The sequence below is a fragment of the Bacillus sp. 007/AIA-02/001 genome (assembly GCF_004634455.1).
Classification (GTDB): domain Bacteria; phylum Bacillota; class Bacilli; order Bacillales; family Bacillaceae_G; genus Bacillus_A; species Bacillus_A cereus.
Map to the genome: position 1 here is coordinate 1 of NZ_SEIY01000032.1, position 22,994 is coordinate 22,994.

Consider the following 22,994-nt stretch of genomic DNA (forward strand, 5'->3'; position numbering starts at 1 on the left):
AATGCTTAGTCATTCAAGAATCCCATCCATTACACCGTAAGGTGTAGGACTTGCGGCTTTAGCCGTGGGAGTGTCAAAACAACAATTCAGAGTAAGACCAACTTTGACGAAGGATAGGATTCGTATAGCAGAATATAGATATACAGAATTATCTATAAATGATGTATCTGTGTACAAGAAGTTCTTTGATGACGCTTTAATTAATGAGAACTATGATATGATTCAATCCACAACTTTTACGTTCGACTATGAGATAAGTATGGCAGCTTGTGGAGGATTTACGTTAACTCATGATATTAAAGGGAATGAAATGAATGATATATATTCTAAGGAAGATGAAAGGATAAAATTATTATTCTTTACCATTATTCCTAATAATGGTAAATCGTATTTCATTTTTAGCTGGATAAATGATGATACTGATTTCTTCAAGGATTACGCTCAACAATTAGAAGGTTTAAATGAAGAGCAATTCAAAACATATATTAATAATTTTTTGCCAACTTACACAGAAAACTTGGTGGTAGCACCTAGTTTGTGGAAAAGCTTTACAAAACGTCAAAAAGATGCGTTCTTTGAATTGTTTTCTGCTGATTACGATACAGGTGGCAAACAAATAAAAGCAAATCTATTGAGAAGTACACCATACGATTTGCTTATAAACTATGTAAGGGAAGAATAAGTGGCAGAGTCGTGACCGCTTTTTGGCAGGAAATGTGCCGGTTGTTTTGGAATCAACATGATATATTTGTATTGTGAGAAGTGGCGGAAAACACAACTCATAATGTTCCTTTATAAACTATATGTTGTCTAATCGATTTCGTAATGATGGCACATAAAATCCGAAACCAGCAGATGGTAGTGATTGAATGTTACCGTTATTAGGGAGAGCTTTTGCTCTTCTTCCAGTTCCTTAATATTGGTGATGCATGTCAGCGGTTCATCATTAGGTGATTGGAATAAGGATGAAACTTCACGTACCAGAATTAAAGTACAAATTAATAATCTACAAAAAAAGCATCCATTCGGGTGCTTTTTATTTTGGAGGGATGAAGATTGAAAATATTAACGGATAAGCAATTCGAATCTCTTGTATGGGAAGCTGAAGAAAGAGGATACAATAACGGCTGCACGAAAGGTTACAGGTTTGGTTACGAGGGAGGTCTTAAGGCGAACATAATGCACAAACAGAAAAGTAATTTTGAAACAAATGAAGCATTAGAAAGAATTAAAGAAGTAACCGAAGCTGCTAACGAATGTGTGGAGGTATTCGAGAAGTTAGAAAAGGTTATGGGTAAGTTTACAGGTAAGAGTGAATTGGATGGCATCACAGTAAAAGTTCCTACTGTTTTAGATGGGAAGACAATTAGTGAAGCTGTTTCTAGAATTCAACCAACGGCAAATACAATTGTTTCAAGAACATGCTAAGGAAAGTTAAGGAGTGAGGATAATTGGCGAGCGTTTTAAACGGTAAGATTGCTGCACTTGGTCTTATGTCTATTGATAAGAAAGCATATATCAAATACCTTAAACCACTTGAAAAAGCGCACAAAAAGTCTGGAATAGATGTTAAGTATTATAAGCTGTATGGCGAGAAACCTATGTTTTATTCTGTGGAATATCTCATGCAAACATCAATAAAAGAATTACTGGAAAAAGATAAATGGAGAAAGGATTTAAGTGTAAGGGGTGAGGGTGGATGAGTAATATTTCAAGATGCTGTTTAGCTTGTGACTATCAAATTAAAACTTATCAAGCACCAGAAGATGAATATCAAGAAGTTACTGTTTGTCCGAAATGTAAAGGTGCGTTTGTAGATAAGTTTAAGTTAGAGAAGTATAAACAAAATATTAATCAACTTAAAGAATGTGAACATAGATATCGATTGATGGATAGTAAAACAACACAGATACAAGCTGATAGCAGACAAGTATCTATCCATATCTTGGGGAGTTTTTATTGCGAGAAATGTCTTGATATTCAATTCCGTGGAAAGATCGAGGAAGGAGAAAAGAAGAGATGCAATTAACCAAACTTGAGAAAGCAATTGTTCTTGGCACAATCCTTAATACTATTGGTGTGGATGATATTGAAGAGTATGTAGATTTAGAAACATTACCACCAATCGTTGAAGTGTTAGAAGAGTTTCATAGAAACACAACACCAAAGGCAAAGAAAGAAGCTGATGTAAGTCTAATTAATAAACTAATTGATGACTTATTAAAGAGAAAAAGAAATCAAGAAGTTGTACAGTTTAGATGTGTATCATGTGGATATACAGAGCAATACACTGAGCAACAAGCTAGAACTAAGGATGGATTACAGTGCAAACGTTGTACGGATGGTGGTGCAATGATTAATGAAGGAATACAAAACCAAACAACAGAAGCGTAAGTTCTATGACAGTAGTGAGTGGAAGAGTATACGTGAGCAAGTAAAGAAGCGTGACAACTATGAATGCCAAGAGTGTAAGCGTAACGGTAGTGTTCGAGTGGACACCAATGAATACAGTGAGAGTGCAAAGCGTAAGAAGATACAGTTAGTTGTCCATCATATAAAAGAACTCGAACATCATCCAGAACTTGCATTAGACAAAGACAATCTCGAAACAGTATGTGTAGATTGCCATAATAAAGAACACGGTAGAGTGTTTGTTAAAAAGATAAACAAATGGGAAAACGATGAAAAGTGGTAAAAATGATTCGATAATAACACCCCCCCTTAAAATATTTCATCAAAAATTGCTCTAAGGGGCACCGGAGGAGGGGGTCGTTTTTCCAGATTTTTAAGCAGTATCGCATAGGACCCCTACCCAACATAAAAATATGATTGAATCGAGGTGATATTATGGCGGACATAGATGAACGTGAGGTGCTAGTTAACAAAGAAAAAAATCGTTTAAAAAGATTATTTAAAGAAATCCCACCTAGTAAGTTGAAAGTAGTTGAAGGGCTAATTATTCAGGCAGCAAGATTACGAGTTTTATTGAATGAGATGTGGATGGATATATCTGAGAATGGTGATTATGAAATGTTCTCACAATCTGATAAAACAGAGCCGTATGAAAGAGAACGACCTGTTGCCCGGCTATATAATACCCGTGATCAATCATATCAAAGGGTCATTAAACAGCTAACAGATTTGTTGCCAGAAGGAAATAATAAAAAAGAAATTAAGAAGTATTCAGCAAGTGATTTAATATGATTGTTCATAAGTATGTAAGTGAATATATAGAACTATATGAAACGGGAACAGTAGTATTAAATAAAGAACGCATCATGCTTATTCATTATTTAAAGCAAGATATATTAACCCGTAATGATCTACATTTCGATATGGATTTAATTCATAAATGTGTAACTTTCATAGAAAAGTGGCATTTCAAATTAAATTCCTTTCAAAAATTTTTAATAGCATTTGTGTTTTTGTTTGATGAATATGAGGATGTTTATTTTGATCAACACTTTTGGATGATGGCAAGGGGTGCTGGTAAAAACGGATTGATTAGTGCATTGACACATTTCTTTATTAGCGAATTGCACGGTATTGAGCATTACAACGTATCAGTAGTTGCTAATACAGAAAGACAGGCTAAAACTTCTTTTATAGATGTTTATGAAAAGAATAAAAAACATGAAATATTAGACGAGTTATTTGTATCAACAAAACAATTGATAACAAATAAAGCTACTCGTTCGACTTTTGAATTTCATACGTCTAATGCAGGGAGTAAAGACTCGTTAAGGGACGGGTGTGTTATTTACGATGAGATACATAGGTATGAAAATAGCGATGTTGTAGAGGTATTCTCTAGTGGTTTAGGTAAAGTTCCTAACTCTAGGGAATTTTTTATTACCACAGATGGTTTTGTTCGTGAAGGTTACCTTGACAAGATGAAAGAACGAGCAATGAACATCTTGAAAGGTAAAGAAAAAGAAGATAGGTTGTTCCCTTTTATTTGTAAGCTTGATAACGCTGAAGAAGTAGACGATCCAGAGATGTGGGAAAAAGCAAATCCAATGTTTAGTAAGCCTATGAGTCAATATGCTAGAGGGTTGTTCAAAAAGGTTATGCGACAATATAAAAACCTTGAAAATGATCCATCTAACAGAGAAAACTTCATGACTAAAAGAATGAATTTACCAGAAGTAGATTTAACAAAGTCTGTTGCTACTTGGGAAGAAATAATGCGTACTGGTTTTGAAGAAGATGGAGAAACTCTCAGAAAGATTCCTGATTTAAAACATAAAGTAGCTGTGGGAGGACTCGATTTCGCCAGTATTAAGGACTTCGCGGCTGTTGGTTTACTATTTAAACATGGTGAAGATTATATATGGAAGGGTCATTCATTTGTACGTAAAGGATTCTTGGACAAAGTAAAATTAAAAGCGCCTATTTATGAATGGGCTGAAAATGGTTTATTAACTATTGTGGACGAGCCAGTTATTAATATCTCTCACATTGTAGATTGGTTTGTGAAAATGCGTGAAGTGTATGGAGTAAATACAATTGTTGCCGATACATTCCGTTTAGACTTGGTTAAAACGGCACTTGAAGCGGAAGGGTTCACATTGTTATACATTCGTAATCCAAAGGCAATACATTCTCTATTAGCCCCAAGAGTTGAAACGTTATTTGCGAACAATCGTATTATCTTTGGTGATAATCCATTAATGCGTTGGTACACGAACAACGTCTACGTTCACATCAAAAAAGACGGAAATAAAGAATATCTGAAGAAAGATGAATTCAAGCGCAAAACAGATGGATTCCAAGCTTTTATTCATGCACTATGGCAAGCGGATAATGTTCTTGAAGAAGAAGTTGAGTTTATGATAGGTGATATTAAGTTCTAATAAAGGGGGTGAAAATCATTGGATGGATTAGTGATGTATTAAACAAAAACAAAGAAATAACATTTATGTTTGATGTAGATATGTTCATGGATACAGCGAATAGGGTCCACATGAAACGACTAGCAATTGATACCTGTATATCCTTTTTAGGTAGAACAATTAGCCAGTCAGAATTTAGAGTTAAAAATGGTGAAGAATTTGAAAAGAATGAACTTTACTACCGGCTAAACGTTAGACCTAATAAGAATATGACAGCAAGTACATTTTGGGAAATATTCATTCGAAAGCTTGTTTATGATAATGAATGTTTAGCTATTCAAGCTGATGATGGCGATTTACTTATTGCTGATGACTTTGAACATAACGAATATGCTGTGTTTGAAGATACCTTTACGAATGTCACAGTAAAAGATTATCAGTTTAAGAGAAGTTTTAAACAAAGTGAAGTTATCCATTTGAAATATCGAAATGATAAGTTATCACCACTTATCGATGGACTATTTGCTGATTATGGCGACTTATTCGGAAGAATTTTAAGTTCTCAGAAACGAAAAAATCAAATTCGTGGCGTAGTTGATATGGATATGATCGGTGCTAAAACACAAGAACAAGTGGATAAGTTACAGAAATTCATAGATGACATGTATCAAGTAATTGGTAAGAAAGATATTGCTATTGTTCCGCAGCAAAAAGGAATTGAGTACAAAGAAGTTTATAATGGATCTGCTAATGGCCCTAGTGTGGAAGAAATAAATAAAGTTACAAATGGTTTTTTAAATCAAGTAGCAATGACAATGGGGATACCTACAGCTTTAATCTATGGTGAAATGGCTGATGTAGAAAAACAAACTAAAAACTACATGCTTTTCACAGTGAAACCTTTGTTGAAAAAGATTTCTGATGAAGCTAACGTTAAATTTTTTGAAAAAGAAGAGTATCTTTTAGGTAAAAAAATTGAAGTTAAAGCTGTATCTTATCAAAGTATATTTGATCTCGCTACAAGTATTGATAAACTCATTTCTTCAAGTGCATTTACAGGAAATGAAATTCGATTAGAAGTAGGATATGAAATTTCAGATGATCCTAATTTAAATACACATCATATTACGAAAAACTATACGAAATTAACTGAATCTGAAGGAGGTGAGAATACAAATGACGGTGAAAATTGACGTTAAAGGGCCAATTATTTCAAATGATGAAGCTTGGATTTATGATTGGTTTGAAATGGATGCGACAAGCCCAGGGAAGATTACAAAACAACTTGATAACGCAAATAGTGAGGATTTAATTGTGTCAATCAATAGTCCTGGTGGTTATGTAGATGAGGGTTCGGAAATTTACACAGCATTAAAAAATTATCCTGGTCATGTGGAAGTTCAAATTGTTGGTTTAGCGGCAAGTGCAGCTTCTATTATTGCGATGGCTGGTGATAAGGTTCGTATTTCCCCTACAGCGCAGATTATGATTCATAACGCTTCTATGTTGAGTGGTGGAGATCATCGTGATATGTCAAAAGCAGCTGTGATGTTAAAAGTAACTGATCGTACACTTGTAAATGCTTATGTCATTAAAAGTGGTAAATCAGAAGAAGAGCTACTTAATATGATGGCTGATGAAACATGGATGGGACCACAACAAGCATTAGAAAATAATTTTGTGGATGAAATTATGTTTATGGAGAACCCAGTTAAAATGACAGCTTCAACTGCTACTGCTGCCATGCTTCCACCAAAAGTAATCGATGGTTTTAGAAATGGAACAATGAACAAGGACCAAGGAATTACAAAAGAAGATTTAAACGCTGCACTATTAGGACTAAAAAACGAAATTCTGAATGATTTACAAAAAAATACAAATCCAAAAGAGCCTATTCAAGAGCCTGTTAATACAAAACAGAATCTGAGTACGCTCTTTTTAAATTTAGGAGGAAAATAAAATATGGTTATTAAATTTAATAATTTTGAAGAAAAGAAACTAGCATTTGCGAAAGCAACACAGGAGGGAACTCCAGAAGAACAAACAGCAGCATTAAATTCTATGATTGGAGCACTTGCTACAGATGTACGAGCAGATATTTTAAATCAAGTAAATGAATCAATGGTAGATCGTTCTATTATGCAGTCTCGTGGCGCTAATGTATTAACAAGTGAAGAAATGAAATTCTTTAATGCAGTAGTTGAAGAAGGTGGATTTAAGTCTACTGAAACTTTACCTAAAACAACTCAAGAACGTATTTTTGATGACTTAGTTGAAGATCATCCTTTCTTACAACATATTGGTTTAGAGAATTTAGGTGCAGTAACAGAATTCGTTTATGGAGATCCAGAAGGCGCTGCGGTATGGGGGCCATTATTTGATGGTATTAAAGGTCAATTAAATGCTACATTCCGTAAAGATAGCATTTCACAACTTAAATTAACGGCATTTATTCCATTAGCGAATGACATGTTAAAACTTGGTCCAGTATGGGTAGAACGATATGTTCGCACAATGATTACAGAAGCGATGACAGTGGGATTAGAACGCGGATTTGTAGCTGGTACAGGTAAAAATGAACCTATCGGTTTATTAAAAGATCCTAGTGGAAGTGTTACAAATGGAGTGTATCCAGATAAAAAACCAGTTGGGACCTTAACGTTTGAACCAGGTCGTAAAACAATTAATGAATTAAAAGGTGTAGTTAAATTACTAGCTAAAAAATTAAACGCTGATGGTTCAGATGCAGATAGACCGAAAAACATTGCTGGAAAAGTAGTTATGGTAACAAATCCATTTGATACTTATGATATTCAAGCAAACGCGACAATTCAAAATGCAGCTGGGGTATATGTAACAAGCTTGCCATTTAATCCAATCCCTACGGAATCCGTGTTTGTGCCACAAGGGAAAGTATTGTTCTTTGTAAAAGGTCAGTATGTTGCAGCGATGGGTGGCACAGAGCCTATTAAAAAGTTCGAAGAAACTCTAGCATTAGAAGACGCAACAGTTTATATTGCTAAACAATACGCTACAGGTAAGCCAAAAGATAAATATGCTTCTCAAGTTTATACATTGAAGATTGAAGAAACGCCAACGCCACCAGCACAAGGATGATGTGAATGGATACAGTAATTTCAGATGTAATATTACAAGAATTTAAAGATAGGATGCACTTAGGGGATGGGGAAGATGATAACCTAAAGCGCATCCTTTCTACGTCTAACAAGGCATTACTTAGGGTTTGTGGGAATTATGATTTAAATAAAGACGAGGAGTTCAAAGAATTAGTATTTGAACGTTCTCGTTATGTTTATAACGATGCATTAGAGTATTTTGATAAGAATTTTTTAAGTCAGATTAATAGTTTAGGTATCGATAAAGCATTAGATGAAATTAAATTGGACGGTGATTAATATGCGTCCTTTTCAGTATAAAAAACCACTGAATACAGGTGATTTTAGAAATCGAATTATCATTGAACAACCTGAAGTAATAAAAGACGAATTAAACCAATTAATTGAAACATCTTGGCATGAATTAAAGAAAGCTTGGTCAATGATAAAAACGGTGAAGGGATCTGAGTATATTGAAGCTTCAGCTTCACAAGCTACAAGGGTTTATCGTTTTGTGATTCCTTATACTTCTGATATTACAGAAGAAATGCGAATCAATTTGAAAGGTCGTATCTTCGATATTATTGAACCGCCAATGAATGATGATGAAATGTATCAAACATTGACTATTATAGCAAAGGAGCATACTTGATATGAATGATTTTGCGAGTGATCTTGCTAGAGAATTACAAAGATATGCAAATGTTGTGGAAGTAACCTTAGAAAATGAAATCGATGAAGTAGGAGATATTGCTGTAGATAAATTAAAACAAAAAAGCCCTAAAAAAACAGGTGCTTATCGTAAAGGATGGCGTAAGAAAAAAGAAGGTAAAGGTGTTGTTCTTCATAATACACAAGGGCAACTAACACACCTTTTAGAAAAAGGACATGCGAAAGTTGGCGGTGGACGTGTTCCAGCACAGGTGCATATCCGTCCAGTTGAAGAGTATGTAATTGATGAATTGCCAAGACGTATCGAAAGGGCGGTTCAACAATGACATTAGTTGAATTAACAAAAATTCTTGAAGCTACAGGTTATCCTGTGGCTTATTCGCATTTCACAGCAACACCAGGTAATCTTGTGCCAAGTCCTCCATATATTTGTTTCCTTGTGGATGGATCAGCAAATATAATGGCTGATAACAAGGTGTATCACAAGATAAACGATTTAAATATTGAGCTTTATACAACTAGAAAAGATTTGGTTGCAGAAGCAAAACTTGAAAAAGTCCTAGACGATCATGATATTCCTTATGACTCGTACGGGACTTTTATTGAATCTGAAAAAATGTATCAAAAAATATATGAAACGAGGTTGATATAAATGACTAAAGAAAATAAAGTTACGTTTGGTTTGAAGAATGTACATTATGTCCCAATTGATATTCAAGATTTTTTAGTAAAGTTTGGCGCGCCGATTCCACTACCTGGTGGAGTTGAATTAACTTTTGAACCACGCGGTGATTTAATTGAATTTTATGCTGATGACATGCTTTATTACGCAGCAAGTAATAACCAAGGTTATGATGGAACGCTATCTATTGCAACTATTCCGGAACAATTTGCTATCGATGCATTAGGTGAGCAATTAGATGAAACAGACGGTGTATTAAATGAGTTAGCTGATGCCAAAGGAAAATCATTTGCATTACTCTTTGAATTCGATGGCGATGTGAACGCAACTAGACACGTTATGTATAACTGTGCAGCGAGTCGTCCGACAATCGCTTCTAAAACAAAAACAAATTCAGCCGAACCAAATACAAATGAATTGAAGTTTGTTTCTAGTCCAATTGTTTTAGTTCCCGGCGGAAGACCAATGGTTAAAACAAAAACAACTTCTAAAACGACTCAAGCAATTTACGATAACTGGTACAAAGAAGTGTACGTAAAAAAACCAGCAGCACCAAAGGGAGCGTAAGTAAATGGAAAAGACAATTACAATCGATGGAAAACAAGTCAAATTAAAAGCTACAGCAGCTACGGTTAAGCGGTATAAAGCGCAATTCAGACGTAATTTATTTGCAGATTTGATGGGGTTAGGGGCAATTAATGCTTTAGCTTCATCAAATGGGGCAGAACAACCTATTGATATGTCTAATGTCGATATGAGTAAAGTAGATTTTGAACTTATTTATGACTTAACGTGGTTATACGCTAAAACGGCTGATCCTAATATTCCTGATCCTATGACGTGGCTAGATGAATTTGAAGAATTCCCAATTGAAGAAATTATGCCTGCGGTCATGGAATTAGTTCAGGTTACTATGGGAGCAAAAAAAAAATAAAGAAAAATAATGGAGAGCAAGGGACATTCAGTGATGAGGAATTTACTACTGAACTGTTTCTTGCTCTTTGTTATAAAGCGAAATTAACAAGCTGGGATTTAGAAGATATGACAATTGGTGATTGTTTTGATTACATTGCTGAATTCGCTGAGTTAGAGAATCCAGATAAAGAAAAAGTTAGAAAAGCAGGTCAAAAAGACTTCGATTCATTCTAAGGAAGGGGTGAGAAAATGGCAGGAAGAATTAAAGGGATTACGATTGAAATTGCCGGAGAAACCACAGGACTTCAAAACGCATTAAAAGATGTAAATAAACGAAGTAATGATTTAACTAAAGAACTTAAAGACGTTGAACGGTTGTTAAAGTTTGATCCTGGTAATGTGGAAGCATTAGCGCAAAAACAACAGTTACTTACGCAACAGATTGAAAATACAACGCAAAAGCTAGATAAATTGAAAGCAGCGGAACAGCAAGTACAAGCTCAATTCCAAAACGGTAAAATTTCTGAAGAACAGTATCGTGCATTTAGACGTGAGATTGAATTTACAGAAGGGTCACTTAATGGTCTTAAAAATAAACTAGGAAACATGAAAGCTGAGCAAGAGAATGTAGCGAGTTCCACAAGGCAATTAGAAACATTGTTTAGAGCTACAGGAAAAAGCGTTGATGATTTTGCAGGAGCATTAGGAAATCGTCTTGTGAATGCAATTCGAAATGGAACAGCTACAAGTCGTCAGTTAGAGCAAGCGATTGGAATTATTGGCCGCGAAGCATTAGGGGCAGAAACAGATATAGAGAAATTACAGCGAGCACTACGATCTGTAGATGCTGGTAATTCAATTCAGCAAGTACGAAATGAACTGAGAGATTTACAACAAGAAGCCGGAAGAACTGAGAAAAAGTTTGAAGGTCTAAAAGTTGGATTAGAAAATGTTATCGGTGGAATGGCAGCTGGTGGCGGAATGGCAGCAGCTGTTGAAAAAGCGCTTGATATGTCAAAGTTAAAAACAAAAATTGAAATAGGATTTGATGTTCCTGAGTCTTCAAAAAAATCAGTTGAGGATGCTGTGAGAGGAATTTCAGCCTATGGATTAGATGCAGAAGAAGCACTTGAGGGTGTAAGAAGACAATGGGCTTTGAATAAAAATGTTAGTGATGAAGCAAATGCTTCATTTGTAAAAAGCGCAGCTGTTATTTCTAAAGCATATGCAGGTATAGATTTCACTGAATTAATTCAAGAAACAAATGAAATAGGAAATGAATTAGGGATTTCCCAAGAGGGCGCTCTTGGGATGGCGGATGCATTACTAAAAATGGGATTCCCACCAGAACAATTAGATATTATTGCTGAATATGGTGGACAGTTGACGAGAGCAGGATACAATGCTGAAGAAGTGCAAGCTATTATGGCAGCTGGGGTTGAAACAGGAACCTGGAATATCGATAATTTGCTAGATGGACTGAAAGAAGGTCGTGTAAAAGCTGCTGAATTCGGTCAAGGTGTCGATAAGGCTATGAAAGAAGCTCTTGAAGGTACACAAATTTCAGCAGAACAGGTTGAAAAATGGGGTAAAGCTGTAGCTAATGGTGGTAAAGAAGGTTCAGCAGCTATGACCGAGATTGCACAAGCCTTATCGCAAGTTGATGATGAAACCAAGCGTAATGAATTAGGTGTTAAATTTTTCGGTAGATGATAAATTGTGCCGAAGTAAAATCGTTCAAAAACGGTAGAAGCTAAGTGAAATACATTCGTATATGTTATAATATGGAAAGTGATGGGTCGTAAATTTTTAAAAGAGAAACTATGAAAGGTTTATTATTATGTATAAATCTTGTAAAACATGTAATGAAACCAAACATATTAATGAATTTGTTAAGGACAAGAGTAAGAAAGATGGACATAGAAATAGATGTAAGTATTGTGAAAATCTAAAGAGAAGAAAGACACCATTAAAGCCCAAACCCAAAGACGGCCATAAATACTGTGCAAGTTGTGGAGAAGAAAAGCAGTTGAACGAATTTAACATAAGGTTGCAGGCAGGGAAACGCAAACATTGGAGTTATTGTAAGTCCTGTGAACGAAAAAGAGACAAGCTAAAATACAATAAAGAATGTGGAATATGCAAGAAACGATATACGTCTGCAAATAAACATTCTAAAATTTGTTTTGATTGTCACATGGAACACAACTTTCGCACGGATAAAAATCCCAACATCCTTTCTACATTGGATTTTAGCGGGGAAAATAATGGGATGTATGGAGTGCAAAGGTTTGGAGAAGATAACCCCAATTATAATCCTAACAAAACAAACGAAGACAGAGAAAGCGGACGTTTGATAGAAGGTTATGGTGTGTGGAGACGTAAAGTTTATGAAAGAGATAATTTCATATGCCAATGCTGCGGTTATAGCAAAGGTGGAACTTTAGTAGCTCATCATTTGGATGGATATAGCTGGTGTGTAGAAAAAAGAATCGATTTGGATAATGGTGTTACACTTTGTGATAATTGTCATAACAAATTTCATTTGATATATGGTCTGAGAAATAATACAAGACAACAATTTATAACATTTAAAAGCAATCAAGAGTACTTATCATAAGTGCTCTTTTTTGTTGTAATTCATACGCCGATACCGTGGTAAAGCACATTTTAAAAGATGTGGCTCACCGTAACGCATAGGAGTTGAAACTGTATTACAGAATAAAATACTCCCACGAGTGAACGACAACCCTATAGGTTGAAAATATATGCTGAACCGAGGATGAGTTAACATCCTATAATGCGGAGAAATCCCTGGAAGTAGAGGATAAAAAGCCTTTACGATAACAAAATGACAATGTATGAGGATCAAGGACAAAACATCATTAATACTTTACTAGGCGCGAAAGATAAAACAGTCGATTTTGGAAAGCAACAGGACAAATTGAATGACTCTATTAAAAAAATGGATTCAAACCCAGCAGTTAAATTTCAAAAGGCGATGCAAGATTTACAAGTTGCACTTCAGCCGGTTCTTAGTGTTATAGCAGATGTCATTTCAAAAGTGGCTGAATGGATTTCTAATAACCCAGAATTAGCAGCCACATTAACAGCTGTTGCAATAGCTATTGGCGTAATTTCAGGTGCAGTTATGGCGCTTGCTCCTATAGTTATGGCGGTCATGAGTGTATTTGAAATCGGAGCAGCAGCGGCATTAGGAATAGTTGCTATTGTTCCGATTATTATTGCGGCTATAGTCGCTTTAGGAATTGCCATCTATCAAAATTGGGATTCTATAAAACAATGGACTATAGATATGTGGAATTCTATTAAAGAATATTTAATAGAACTTTGGGATGGCATCGTTCAATCCTCTAGTGAAGCATGGAATTCATTTTTAGAAACAATGCATACCTTTTTTGATCCGATAGGTCAATTTTTTAGCGATTTATGGACAAGTATAGGGGATATATGTAGTACTACCTGGAATTCTATTGTTGAATTCTTTTCTGGAGCTTGGGCTTCATTCACTGAAATGATGCATAGTTTCTTTGATCCGATAGGTGAATTCTTTAGTAGTTTATGGTCCGGAATTGTGGAAACAGCTTCCTCTTGGTGGTCTTCTTTAGTTGAAACAGCGTCTGAATTGTGGGGAACACTAACGCAGGCGTGGCAAGAAACATGGGATACAATTCTTACTGTTTTAGATCCAATTATTTCAGCAGTTTCTACCGTTTTAGAAGCTGGTTGGTTGTTAATACAGGCAGGTGCACAAATTGCATGGGCAGCAATCTGTCAGTACATTATCCAGCCAATCCAGGAAGCTTACGACTGGGTAAGTACACAAATCGGTGAAATGGTCACTTGGCTTGGTACACAATGGGAAATTGCAAAAGCTATGGCGCAAATCGCTTGGGGACTATTTAAGCAATATATTATTCAACCTGTCATAGATACTTGGAACTTAGTAAAAGAAAAGTTTGGCGATTTAGTTTCATGGCTAAATTCGAAATGGGAAACAGTTAAATCATATACTTCTGCAGCATGGAATTTAGTAAAACAATATGTCATTCAGCCTGTTCAGGAATTGTGGAATGCAACAAAAGAAAAGTTAAATGATTTATCCAATTGGATATTAGGAAATTGGGCGAAAATAAAAGGGTATACACTTGAAGCTTGGAAGATGGTTTACACATACATCGTTGAACCGATTATTTCAGCTTATAATTCTGCAAAAGAGAAATTCAATGATATGTACAACACAGCGCGGGAAAAATTTGATTCTGTAAAGAATGCAGCTCAAGAAAAATTTGAAGCAGCTAAACGTTTTATTATTGATCCAATTAAAGATGCAGTTGACAGCGTAGAAAAATTTATTGGGAAGATCAAGAGTTTCTTTAGTGACTTGAAGTTAAAGATTCCTAAACCTGAAATGCCACCTCTTCCACACTTTAGCTTGCAAACTAGTACGAAAAATATTTTAGGGAAGGATATTACATTCCCTTCTGGACTCAATATAGATTGGCACGCAAAAGGTGGTATCTTCACTAAACCGACTATATTTGGAATGAATGGTGGGAACTTGCAAGGTGCAGGTGAAGCTGGAAAAGAAGCGGTTTTACCTTTAAATAAAAAGACACTTGGAGATATTGGTGCAGGAATAGTAGCAGCAATGCCACGACAACAATTTGCTATATCAGGAGAAATAAATCAATTAATGGATGATATGAGCCGTATGATGGCTAGTTCCGCAAGTCAATTAGCAGGATTAAAGACCGTTATGAGTGGTGTGTATGGAAATATGTCAAATAGTAGACAAGCTATGGCAGCTGGTGTTGCGAATCAAGTGATTAATTATTCTTCAGGATCATCTGGCGGCGGAGTCATTCCAATGCTTGGTGGAGATTTAGTTATTGAAGTGCCTGTTAATTTAGAAGGAAGAGACGTGGCACGCGGTACTTATCGCTATACAACCGAATATCAAGAAAGAGAAGCAAAAAGAAACTCAGACTTTTAGGTTTGGGTTTCTTTTATTTTATAAAGAATTGGGGTAACTGTATGAGTTCTTTTACATTTAACGACATACGCAAAGATTTTGTTCAAATAGAAAAGGGATGGAAAAGACCAGCGTGGGCGCCGTTAAAACGGAAATTTCTAAGTGTTCCAGGTTATCCAGGTGCAAGATTATTAACGACAGAAACTGAAATGCGAGTTTTACCTGTTCCGGTCGGAATTATTGTTCCTAATGGATCTGACCTAGAAACATTAAAAGAAGAAATAGCAGGGTGGTTAATTACAGAAAAACCTGTTGAATTAGTCTTTGATGTAACACCTGATAGGACATACCTGGCAGTTATTGATGAAGATTTTGATCCTGAAGATTTCGTTACTTTAGGTAAAGGTACTTTGAACTTTGTTTGTCCAATGCCGTATAAGTTAGGAAATGAGAAAACGGTTGATTTTAAAAAAGATGTTAGTGGGTTAGTTGCTAATGTCCAAAACAAAGGCTCGGTACATTCAAATCCGATTATTGAAATTGATATTAAAAAACAACATACTTTTTTAGATGTATGGTTTGAAGAAAAATATGCAAAGGAGCCGAATTATTTCCGTATTGGAATGCCATTAAAATTGGAGCAATTGCCTGTAGAAAGAAATCAACGTCTTATATGGGATGAAATGTCCACAACTGTAGGATGGAGTAAGGTTAGTTCTATGGAAGACGGTAATCCAGTTGGTGAAATGAAAACAGATAGTTACCAATTCTATTGTTCGGACTATGGATCGGGTAATGGATGGCATGGTGCAGCTGTTAAGAAGAGTATCCCTGGTGGGCCAGTACAAGATTTTATTATGCAAGCCCACGTTACATGTAAAAGTAAAACGATCAATGAAATGGGACGAGTTGAGATAGCGATACTCGATGAAAACAGCAAAGTTCTTTCAAAAATTGCCATGAATGACCTCTATTGGCAAGCTGAACAAAATTTTGGAACGATGGTAATTGGATATGATAATAAGCCTGGAAAAACAGGTTTAATTTATGAGAGTGGTGATTATCCAAATACATGGAATCAGTATTATGGTAGGTTGTGGATCGCTAGAACCGGTAATGATTGGGAAGCTTATATTTCAAAATTTCTTCCTGGAACAGAAAAAGATGATTCAGAACGCTTTGCAAGGTGGACCGATAAAGACAATAAACATATGGAAAAAGCAGCTCAAATACAGATTAGTATCATGCAGTGGCAAGATGTTCCGCCAGTAGAAGCGATGACAGTTTCTGATTTGAAATTTTGGAAAGTGAATTTAAATAATCAAAATACACCGCCTTATATAGTCGATGTTGGTGACAAAGTCGTGATTGATACAGAAAACAGTCGTGTTAGTATTGAAGGGAAAAACGCTATTAACATAAAAGATATTTTTAGTAATTTTCCTGTTATCAATAAAGGTACGAATAAACTTGAAATTATTCCTTCTGATATAGGAAAAGCAAAGGTTAAATATAGGGAGCGATTTAGATGAGAACACCAAGTGGGATACTTCATGTTGTTGATTTTCAAACAGAACAAATTGTTTCCACTATCCAATCTAAAGATTATTGGGATGATAAACGGCATTGGGAAATCAAAAACAATATTGATAAGTTTGATTTTACAACGGCTGATGGTACAGAACAAGCAGCTACACTCATGCAACAAAACTTAGTATTAAAAGAGGTGCGTAGCGGTGTTATTGTACCGTATGTAATTACTGAAGCTGAAAAAGTTTCTAATGATAGATCCGTAATTACTTATGCATCTGGTGAGTGGATTTTATTAGCAAAAGCAGGTGTTATCAATCCTCAACGAATTGAAGGGAAAACGGTCAATGAGTTTATTGACATAGCTTTAACAGGGACAAAGTGGAAACGAGGTCGTACAGAATACTCTGGTTTTCATACAATGACTATCAATGAACCTATCGATCCGCTTAAATTATTAAAGGATATCGCTTCTCTTTTTGATTTGGAAATTGTGTATCGTGCTGAGGTTGTTAGTAATCAATTCGTTGGTCGTTATGTGGATATGGTTAAGAAGCGAGGTCGAGAAATAGGTAAAGAAGTAACTCTTGGTAAAGATTTAATGGGAATCAAACGTATTGAAAACTCTCAAAATATCTGTACAGCGCTTATAGGGTTCGTTAAAGGTGAAGGAGATAAAATAATTACAGTTGAGAGTATTAATAATGGTTTGCCGTACATCGTAGATAATGATGCGTTCCAGCGCTGGAATGAAAAAGGAAAGCATAAATTCGGATTCTATACTCCAGAGACAGAAGAAGATATAACTCCAGGCCGTTTAATGACTCTTATGAAAACAGAGATGAAAAAACGTGTAAACACATCTGTTTCTTATGAAGTTGAAGCACAATCAATTGGTCGTGTGTTTGGATTGGGACATGAGTTAATTAATGAAGGAGATACAATCCGAATTAAAGATACTGGATTTACACCCAAGTTATACCTTGAAGCACGAGCAATCGCTGGCGATGAGTCATTTAAAGATCCGATGCAAGATAAATATGTATTTGGTGATTACCGTGAAATTGTTGATCCAAACGAGGAATTACGTAAGCTCTATAATAAAGTCCTGGCTTCATTAGGTAGTAAACAAGAAATTTTAGATCAGCTAGATAAATTGGTTAAAGAGACTGCTGAAAAAGCAAATGATGCTCAAAAAGAATCTGCATCTGCTAAGAAAATTGCTGAAAAGGTCCAGGAAAACCTAAAAAATAATACGGTAAATATTATTGAAGCTAAAAATCCACCAATTGACAATCTTATAGTAGGTAAAACATTATGGCGAAATATTAGTAACGGTAAACCTGGTATTTTAAAAGTGTGGAACGGTAAAGGTTGGGAGCTTCTTATTCCTGATGTGGAATCAATTAAAAAAGATACACTGGAGCAGGTTAATAAAGATATTCAGCTCACAAAAGAAGAATTAAACAAAAAAGTGGAAGAAGCGCAAAGTGAAACCAATGGACAATTCAAGGAAGTTAAAAATAGTCTTCAAGAAGTTTCGCAAACTATTAAAAATGTACAAAACTCTCAAGGTGAAATTAATAGAACTGTTTCTGAAATAAAACAAACTAACGAGAGCTTTACTAAATCTATTGAATCGTTAACAAAAAAAGATGGTGAAATCACTGAAAAATTAAATACAGTGGTAGAGACTGCTGAAGTTACGAAAAAGACAATCTCTGAGGTGCAGCAAACAACTAATAATCTAAAGAAAACCACAACTGAAATTACAGAAAAAGCTGGCCAGATTAGTGAGAAGTTGGAGAGCGTAGAAAAAACACAAACCTCTTTTAATGAACGTGTTAACACTGTAGAAAAGAATGCAGAAGGAACAACTGCAAGCGTTAAGAAATTACAGGAAACACAAACTGAGCAAGGGAAAACATTAACTCAGGCTGCTACAACCATACAGCAACACTCTGAAGAATTGAAACTAGCAATGAAAAAGAAAGATGTTGAGGATTATGTTGGTGGTTTAGGTACGGTCAACGAGTTGCGTGATGCTGATTTTAAGTTAGGGCAAAAATATTGGTTTTGGAATAGTGGTAATGGAGCTACTGGTTCTGTTGATACGAATTTAAAATACAAAGGTATGAATACATTTGCAATTACCGTTACTGGCCAGACTCAAGATCGTTGGTGGGGACTTACAAGTCAATTCATCGAGTGTCAGGTTAACGAAGATTTTGTTGCATCGGGTTATTTCAATACTGATGGGAAAACACCTATTGATAGTGGCGGTGCATTTATTGAAATTGAATGGTGGACTACTGATAAAAAAACTCGTATTAAAACAGCTAGAACGAATATCAAGGTTGTAAATCATACATGGGTTCGTGCTGTATGCACAGATAAAGCACCAGCCAATGCAGCGTTTGTGAGATGGCGTTATTACGTTACAAGAAATGGGCGTTTATGGTGTGCTGCACCTATGTTACAACGTGGCACTGTAGCTACAGAATTTTGGTTACATCCGAAAGATCAAACGGATGTTGATAAAATGATAGAGGATATTGCTAATAGAGTAGCAACTGAAGATTACACTAAAAAAGTAACTGAATTAGAAAGAAGTATTAGTGCTACTGAAAAAGGCGTTTCAATCATCTCTGAAAAACAAGAAACGTTTATAAATGAGACTTATAATGCCTATGTAAAGAAAACGGAATCTAGGTTAGAAGTGTTAGATGAAGGGATCTTAGCACAAATTTTAAAAGACGGTATCATTACTTCTATCAATATGTCACCTGGTAAGATTACAATCGACGCTGAGAAACTGAATATTAATGCCGATACAATGGTCAAATGGTTAACAGCAAAAGGCATTGACACAAATCTTATTAGAATTGCTGGTGATAAGATAACCATTGATAAAGATGGTGTAACTGTTAAAATGCTAGATTTCCTATTCCAAGACGAATGGGGCACAAAAACAACTGCGGTATCAAGACGAAACCTAATAGCAGATCCAGACTTTTCTAGTGTTACAAAGAAAAATATCGGACATAACGATTATTATGGATTTGAAGGTGGATATGGTCTTACTTGGAAGTCATGGGGAAATGTCATAATAGAAAAGAATACACATATATTTGACTACGAGCAAATGGTGAATGCTGCAAGGGTAGATATGTATAACTATCCAGAAGCAATCGTGAATAATGGTATACATCCTGGTAACGAATATACAGCATCCGCACACTTTAGAACTGCCATGATAAATGGCGTGCGAAAGACAGGAAAACCGAGAATACACGTGTGTTGCGTTAAATTCCGAGACAATGTTAGTTACGACATATTGAGTGAACAAAAGATGGACTTCCCTGAGCCGTCTACATTTTACGGAGAAATCAGAAGGTATTCTTTTACTTTCAAAGTCCCGACAAACTATATTCCACAAGAACACGCATTGATTATTAAAGTTTGCTCTGGAAATGCTGACATGAGACAAGGGACAGCGATTTGTGTAAGTGGTGTAACGCTATACAGTGGCAAATATGCATCTATGTATAATTGGGATCGTGCTGCAGCAGAAAGAGCAGATGGTATTCAGCCGTTTAACGCACTTGCTGTAGGTGGTGTGAATAATAATATATCTCTAGCACCAGACGGACAAACGTTTGATATAAGTACTGAAAAAGAAGTGAAGATCTTTAGGAATATACGAGCAATGCAGGGAATTAACTTAGGTGGCGGTGGATTCCAACAATGGGGGCATATTCGTTTTACAGACGGTAATGCTGGAGCAGGTTTTTATGTGAGTACTCCAAGTGGTTGGAAATTTAACGCACTTGGATAGAAAGGGGAAGTAGGAATGAATGAGAATCAAATGATGCCACTTCAAGCAGGTGAAAGCTTTCCTTTTATGGGGAGGCTGGTGGATGCAGAGCGAACAGAGACAGGGGTTTTTGTTCAAATACCTGCTGATATGTTAAATAATGCAGGTATTCTACAAGGTATTAGCAGGGTTGAAGTATGGAGAGAGATGGATGGGACAGTAAAGTTTCGAATTGCTACGTTGTGCGAAATATGTAAACGCGGAGCGCGCCTGTACGCACTAGATATGGGATTCGCGAAAAAGAATATTTGTTTAGAGTGTTATACATCGCTGACAGGGAATTATCCATCTCAAGAACCGCCAACACCAACTAATAAAAATAACACACAAACAGAGCAGGAGCAGCCATAAGCTGTTTTTTATTTTGCACAAAATACGACTTTTGTTTTGGAATTTCTGCGATGCATTCACCATAAGTAAGGTTGTCTCATATTATGTAAAGATTGCTTTATTAAGATTTTAAAAGGATGTGAATACAGTGGAAGATGTATATGTAAAAATCGACAGTTTAAAAGCAGAACAAAAAGAAATTATGCGAGATATTCGTACTTTAGAAACTCGCACAACAATTAATGAGAAAGACATTGCTACAATTAATAAGCAATTAGAAAAGATTAGCATGAATACAACTTGGATTTTACGAATTATTATTAGCGCAATTACTATGTCAGTCTTGGGTTTAATATTAAAAGGGATGATTTAATATCCTAAAATAAAAGTACTTATTGAGAGAGGGACAAGCGTCTCTCTTTTTTATTATAAATAAGGAGATGGAAAGATGGATCGTATTGATATATTAATGAAAGCATTTATAGCTACATTTGGAGGCTTTTGTGGGTATTTTTTTGGAGGATGGGATGCAACATTGAAAATCTTAGTAACGATGGCAGTTATTGATTATTTAACTGGCATGATTGCAGCAGGATATAACGGAGAATTAAAAAGTAAAGTTGGTTTCAAAGGCATCGCCAAAAAGGTGGTGCTTTTTCTTTTGGTCGGAGCGGCAGCTCAATTAGATGCAGCGTTAGGAAGTAATAGTGCTATTCGTGAAGCGACAATTTTCTTCTTCATGGGTAATGAATTACTTTCACTTTTAGAAAATGCCGGACGAATGGGTATTCCGCTTCCGCAAGCTTTAACAAATGCCGTTGAGATTTTAGGCGGTAAACAAAAACAAGAAGATAGAAAAGGAGATGTTAAGTAATGGGACAAATTATTGATATTTCAAAATGGAATGGTGACATTAACTGGCCTATAGCAAAGCAATACATTGATTTCATCATCGCTCGTGTACAAGATGGTTCAAATTATGTAGATCCATTGTATAAAGGGTATGTACAAGCCATGAAGCAACACGGTATTCCTTTTGGTAACTATGCATTTTGTCGATTTGTTTCTGAAAATGATGCACGAATAGAAGCTCGTGACTTCTGGAACCGTGGAGATAAGAGCGCGACAGTCTGGGTTGCAGATGTTGAAGTAAAAACAATGAATGATATGAGAGCGGGCACACAAGCATTTATTGATGAACTACGCCGATTAGGTGCTCAGAAAGTTGGTTTATACGTTGGTCATCATATGTATGCTCCGTTTGGTATGGCAAATGTAAAATCTGACTTTGTTTGGATCCCTCGTTATGGCGGTAACAAGCCAGCTTATCCATGCGATATTTGGCAATACACAGAGACAGGTAATGTACCAGGTATCGGTAAGTGTGATTTGAACCAATTGATTGGAAGTAAACCGTTATCTTGGTTTACAGGAGAGGAACAAATTGAACAATCTGTTGCTAATGGTGGCTATCAATACGTTAAATCTGGTGGGTTTGGCATTTCATTGGTTCAGGAAGTCGTAAATGCTATGAATGAGCGTGGAACAAAAGGGAAAGTTGTCTCTAATCCATTAACTGGTTTAGCGTACTTACAAACTGAAGTACTACCTAATGGCGAGCTTGATAAGATTACAGCTTGGATGGATGAAAGAAACTGGTGGTACGAGTACATTAACAAATAAACATTGAAAGCTATCCTGTTGGGTGGCTTCTTTTAATTTATATTTACTAATTCATCATATCTAAACTGAGTATTTAAACCGAAAGCATCCGTGCAATATAAAGAATACGATTTAAAAGGAAAAACTTACTACATTACGACTTATAACGTCTATATTTCTATAAAATAAAAAAAGGCCAGCTTATAGGCTGGCTCTTTTTTATGGATGATATACTCCCTGAGCGTAATGATAAACTGTTTTTTCATTTGCTTTTGAAATCGGATTAGTTTTGTTAGGACCATTGTAATAACCAAGAGTCACAATATCGTAGTAGTGTGTTGATCTTGAAGCCCAGAAAGAATAATTCCCCTTACCACTA

The 22,994-nt window shown here is 35.7% G+C and carries 25 protein-coding genes and 1 pseudogene; all 26 read left to right on the plus strand.

The genetic code is table 11. From position 1 onward, the window contains the following. The first annotated feature begins 259 nt into the window (after positions 1-259). On the plus strand, positions 260-682 hold the full coding sequence (locus ES895_RS28345) for a hypothetical protein (protein WP_135238843.1): 423 nt from the start codon (positions 260-262) through the stop codon (positions 680-682). 374 nt (positions 683-1,056) lie between these two features. Then, complete coding sequence (locus ES895_RS28350; protein ID WP_340637650.1) at positions 1,057-1,428, plus strand: hypothetical protein; 372 nt, start codon at positions 1,057-1,059, stop codon at positions 1,426-1,428. A 23-nt stretch (positions 1,429-1,451) separates the two neighbouring features. After that, the gene (locus ES895_RS28355) at positions 1,452-1,703 is read left to right on the plus strand and encodes a hydrolase (protein ID WP_098257082.1); all 252 of its coding nucleotides are present in this window, start codon (positions 1,452-1,454) and stop codon (positions 1,701-1,703) included. After that, complete coding sequence (locus ES895_RS28360; RefSeq protein WP_098257083.1) at positions 1,700-2,029, plus strand: zf-TFIIB domain-containing protein; 330 nt, start codon at positions 1,700-1,702, stop codon at positions 2,027-2,029. Before ES895_RS28355 ends, ES895_RS28360 begins: the two co-directional genes overlap by 4 nt. After that, positions 2,020-2,394, plus strand: a complete 375-nt coding sequence (locus ES895_RS28365; protein WP_098257084.1) for a hypothetical protein — start codon at positions 2,020-2,022, stop codon at positions 2,392-2,394. Before ES895_RS28360 ends, ES895_RS28365 begins: the two co-directional genes overlap by 10 nt. Beyond that, the gene (locus ES895_RS28370; RefSeq protein ID WP_098257085.1) at positions 2,360-2,695 is read left to right on the plus strand and encodes an HNH endonuclease; all 336 of its coding nucleotides are present in this window, start codon (positions 2,360-2,362) and stop codon (positions 2,693-2,695) included. Before ES895_RS28365 ends, ES895_RS28370 begins: the two co-directional genes overlap by 35 nt. Positions 2,696-2,847: 152 nt before the next feature. Further along, a complete protein-coding gene (locus tag ES895_RS28375; RefSeq protein ID WP_000763337.1) occupies positions 2,848-3,204 on the plus strand; it encodes a hypothetical protein in 357 nt (118 codons plus the stop codon). Beyond that, positions 3,201-4,856, plus strand: a complete 1,656-nt coding sequence (locus ES895_RS28380; protein ID WP_135238844.1) for a terminase TerL endonuclease subunit — start codon at positions 3,201-3,203, stop codon at positions 4,854-4,856. Before ES895_RS28375 ends, ES895_RS28380 begins: the two co-directional genes overlap by 4 nt. Positions 4,857-4,864: 8 nt before the next feature. Beyond that, positions 4,865-6,028 (plus strand): phage portal protein, encoded by a 1,164-nt coding sequence (locus tag ES895_RS28385; protein ID WP_135238845.1) that lies wholly within the window; start codon positions 4,865-4,867, stop codon positions 6,026-6,028. Continuing rightward, positions 6,012-6,794, plus strand: coding sequence for a head maturation protease, ClpP-related (locus tag ES895_RS28390; RefSeq protein WP_135238846.1), 783 nt, complete (start codon positions 6,012-6,014; stop codon positions 6,792-6,794). Before ES895_RS28385 ends, ES895_RS28390 begins: the two co-directional genes overlap by 17 nt. Before the next feature lie 3 nt (positions 6,795-6,797). Further along, positions 6,798-7,952, plus strand: coding sequence for a phage major capsid protein (locus ES895_RS28395; protein ID WP_135238847.1), 1,155 nt, complete (start codon positions 6,798-6,800; stop codon positions 7,950-7,952). Between the two features lie 5 nt (positions 7,953-7,957). Continuing rightward, complete coding sequence (locus tag ES895_RS28400; RefSeq protein ID WP_135238848.1) at positions 7,958-8,251, plus strand: hypothetical protein; 294 nt, start codon at positions 7,958-7,960, stop codon at positions 8,249-8,251. A gap of 1 nt (position 8,252) precedes the next feature. Then, positions 8,253-8,603 carry a phage head closure protein gene (locus ES895_RS28405; protein ID WP_135238849.1) on the plus strand — a complete coding sequence of 117 codons (351 nt, stop codon included), beginning with the start codon at positions 8,253-8,255 and terminating at the stop codon, positions 8,601-8,603. A 1-nt stretch (position 8,604) separates the two neighbouring features. After that, the gene (locus tag ES895_RS28410; protein ID WP_135238850.1) at positions 8,605-8,949 is read left to right on the plus strand and encodes an HK97 gp10 family phage protein; all 345 of its coding nucleotides are present in this window, start codon (positions 8,605-8,607) and stop codon (positions 8,947-8,949) included. Then, the gene (locus ES895_RS28415) at positions 8,946-9,275 is read left to right on the plus strand and encodes a hypothetical protein (protein ID WP_135238851.1); all 330 of its coding nucleotides are present in this window, start codon (positions 8,946-8,948) and stop codon (positions 9,273-9,275) included. The genes ES895_RS28410 and ES895_RS28415 overlap by 4 nt, the downstream gene beginning before the upstream one ends. Continuing rightward, entirely contained in the window at positions 9,276-9,872 is a 597-nt protein-coding gene (locus tag ES895_RS28420; RefSeq protein WP_135238852.1) for a major tail protein, read from the plus strand. It abuts the gene before it with no gap. 4 nt (positions 9,873-9,876) lie between these two features. Beyond that, positions 9,877-10,239, plus strand: a complete 363-nt coding sequence (locus tag ES895_RS28425) for a hypothetical protein (RefSeq protein ID WP_098279945.1) — start codon at positions 9,877-9,879, stop codon at positions 10,237-10,239. 230 nt (positions 10,240-10,469) lie between these two features. Further along, positions 10,470-11,927: pseudogene (locus ES895_RS28430) on the plus strand (phage tail tape measure protein); the annotation flags it as partial. A 133-nt stretch (positions 11,928-12,060) separates the two neighbouring features. Further along, entirely contained in the window at positions 12,061-12,840 is a 780-nt protein-coding gene (locus ES895_RS28435) for an HNH endonuclease (protein WP_065223376.1), read from the plus strand. Between the two features lie 231 nt (positions 12,841-13,071). Continuing rightward, complete coding sequence (locus tag ES895_RS28440) at positions 13,072-15,237, plus strand: phage tail tape measure protein (RefSeq protein WP_135238854.1); 2,166 nt, start codon at positions 13,072-13,074, stop codon at positions 15,235-15,237. Between the two features lie 41 nt (positions 15,238-15,278). Beyond that, complete coding sequence (locus ES895_RS28445) at positions 15,279-16,748, plus strand: distal tail protein Dit (protein ID WP_098279947.1); 1,470 nt, start codon at positions 15,279-15,281, stop codon at positions 16,746-16,748. Then, positions 16,745-20,584, plus strand: a complete 3,840-nt coding sequence (locus ES895_RS28450) for a phage tail spike protein (protein WP_135238855.1) — start codon at positions 16,745-16,747, stop codon at positions 20,582-20,584. Before ES895_RS28445 ends, ES895_RS28450 begins: the two co-directional genes overlap by 4 nt. A 15-nt stretch (positions 20,585-20,599) precedes the next feature. Further along, positions 20,600-20,974: a hypothetical protein gene (locus tag ES895_RS28455; protein WP_097998516.1), complete on the plus strand. Its 375-nt coding sequence runs from the start codon at positions 20,600-20,602 to the stop codon at positions 20,972-20,974. A gap of 127 nt (positions 20,975-21,101) precedes the next feature. Further along, the gene (locus tag ES895_RS28460) at positions 21,102-21,326 is read left to right on the plus strand and encodes a hemolysin XhlA family protein (RefSeq protein WP_098255274.1); all 225 of its coding nucleotides are present in this window, start codon (positions 21,102-21,104) and stop codon (positions 21,324-21,326) included. 75 nt (positions 21,327-21,401) lie between these two features. Beyond that, positions 21,402-21,827: a phage holin family protein gene (locus tag ES895_RS28465; protein ID WP_000373853.1), complete on the plus strand. Its 426-nt coding sequence runs from the start codon at positions 21,402-21,404 to the stop codon at positions 21,825-21,827. Beyond that, the gene (locus tag ES895_RS28470) at positions 21,827-22,636 is read left to right on the plus strand and encodes a GH25 family lysozyme (protein WP_098218237.1); all 810 of its coding nucleotides are present in this window, start codon (positions 21,827-21,829) and stop codon (positions 22,634-22,636) included. The genes ES895_RS28465 and ES895_RS28470 overlap by 1 nt, the downstream gene beginning before the upstream one ends. Positions 22,637-22,994 lie beyond the last annotated feature (358 nt).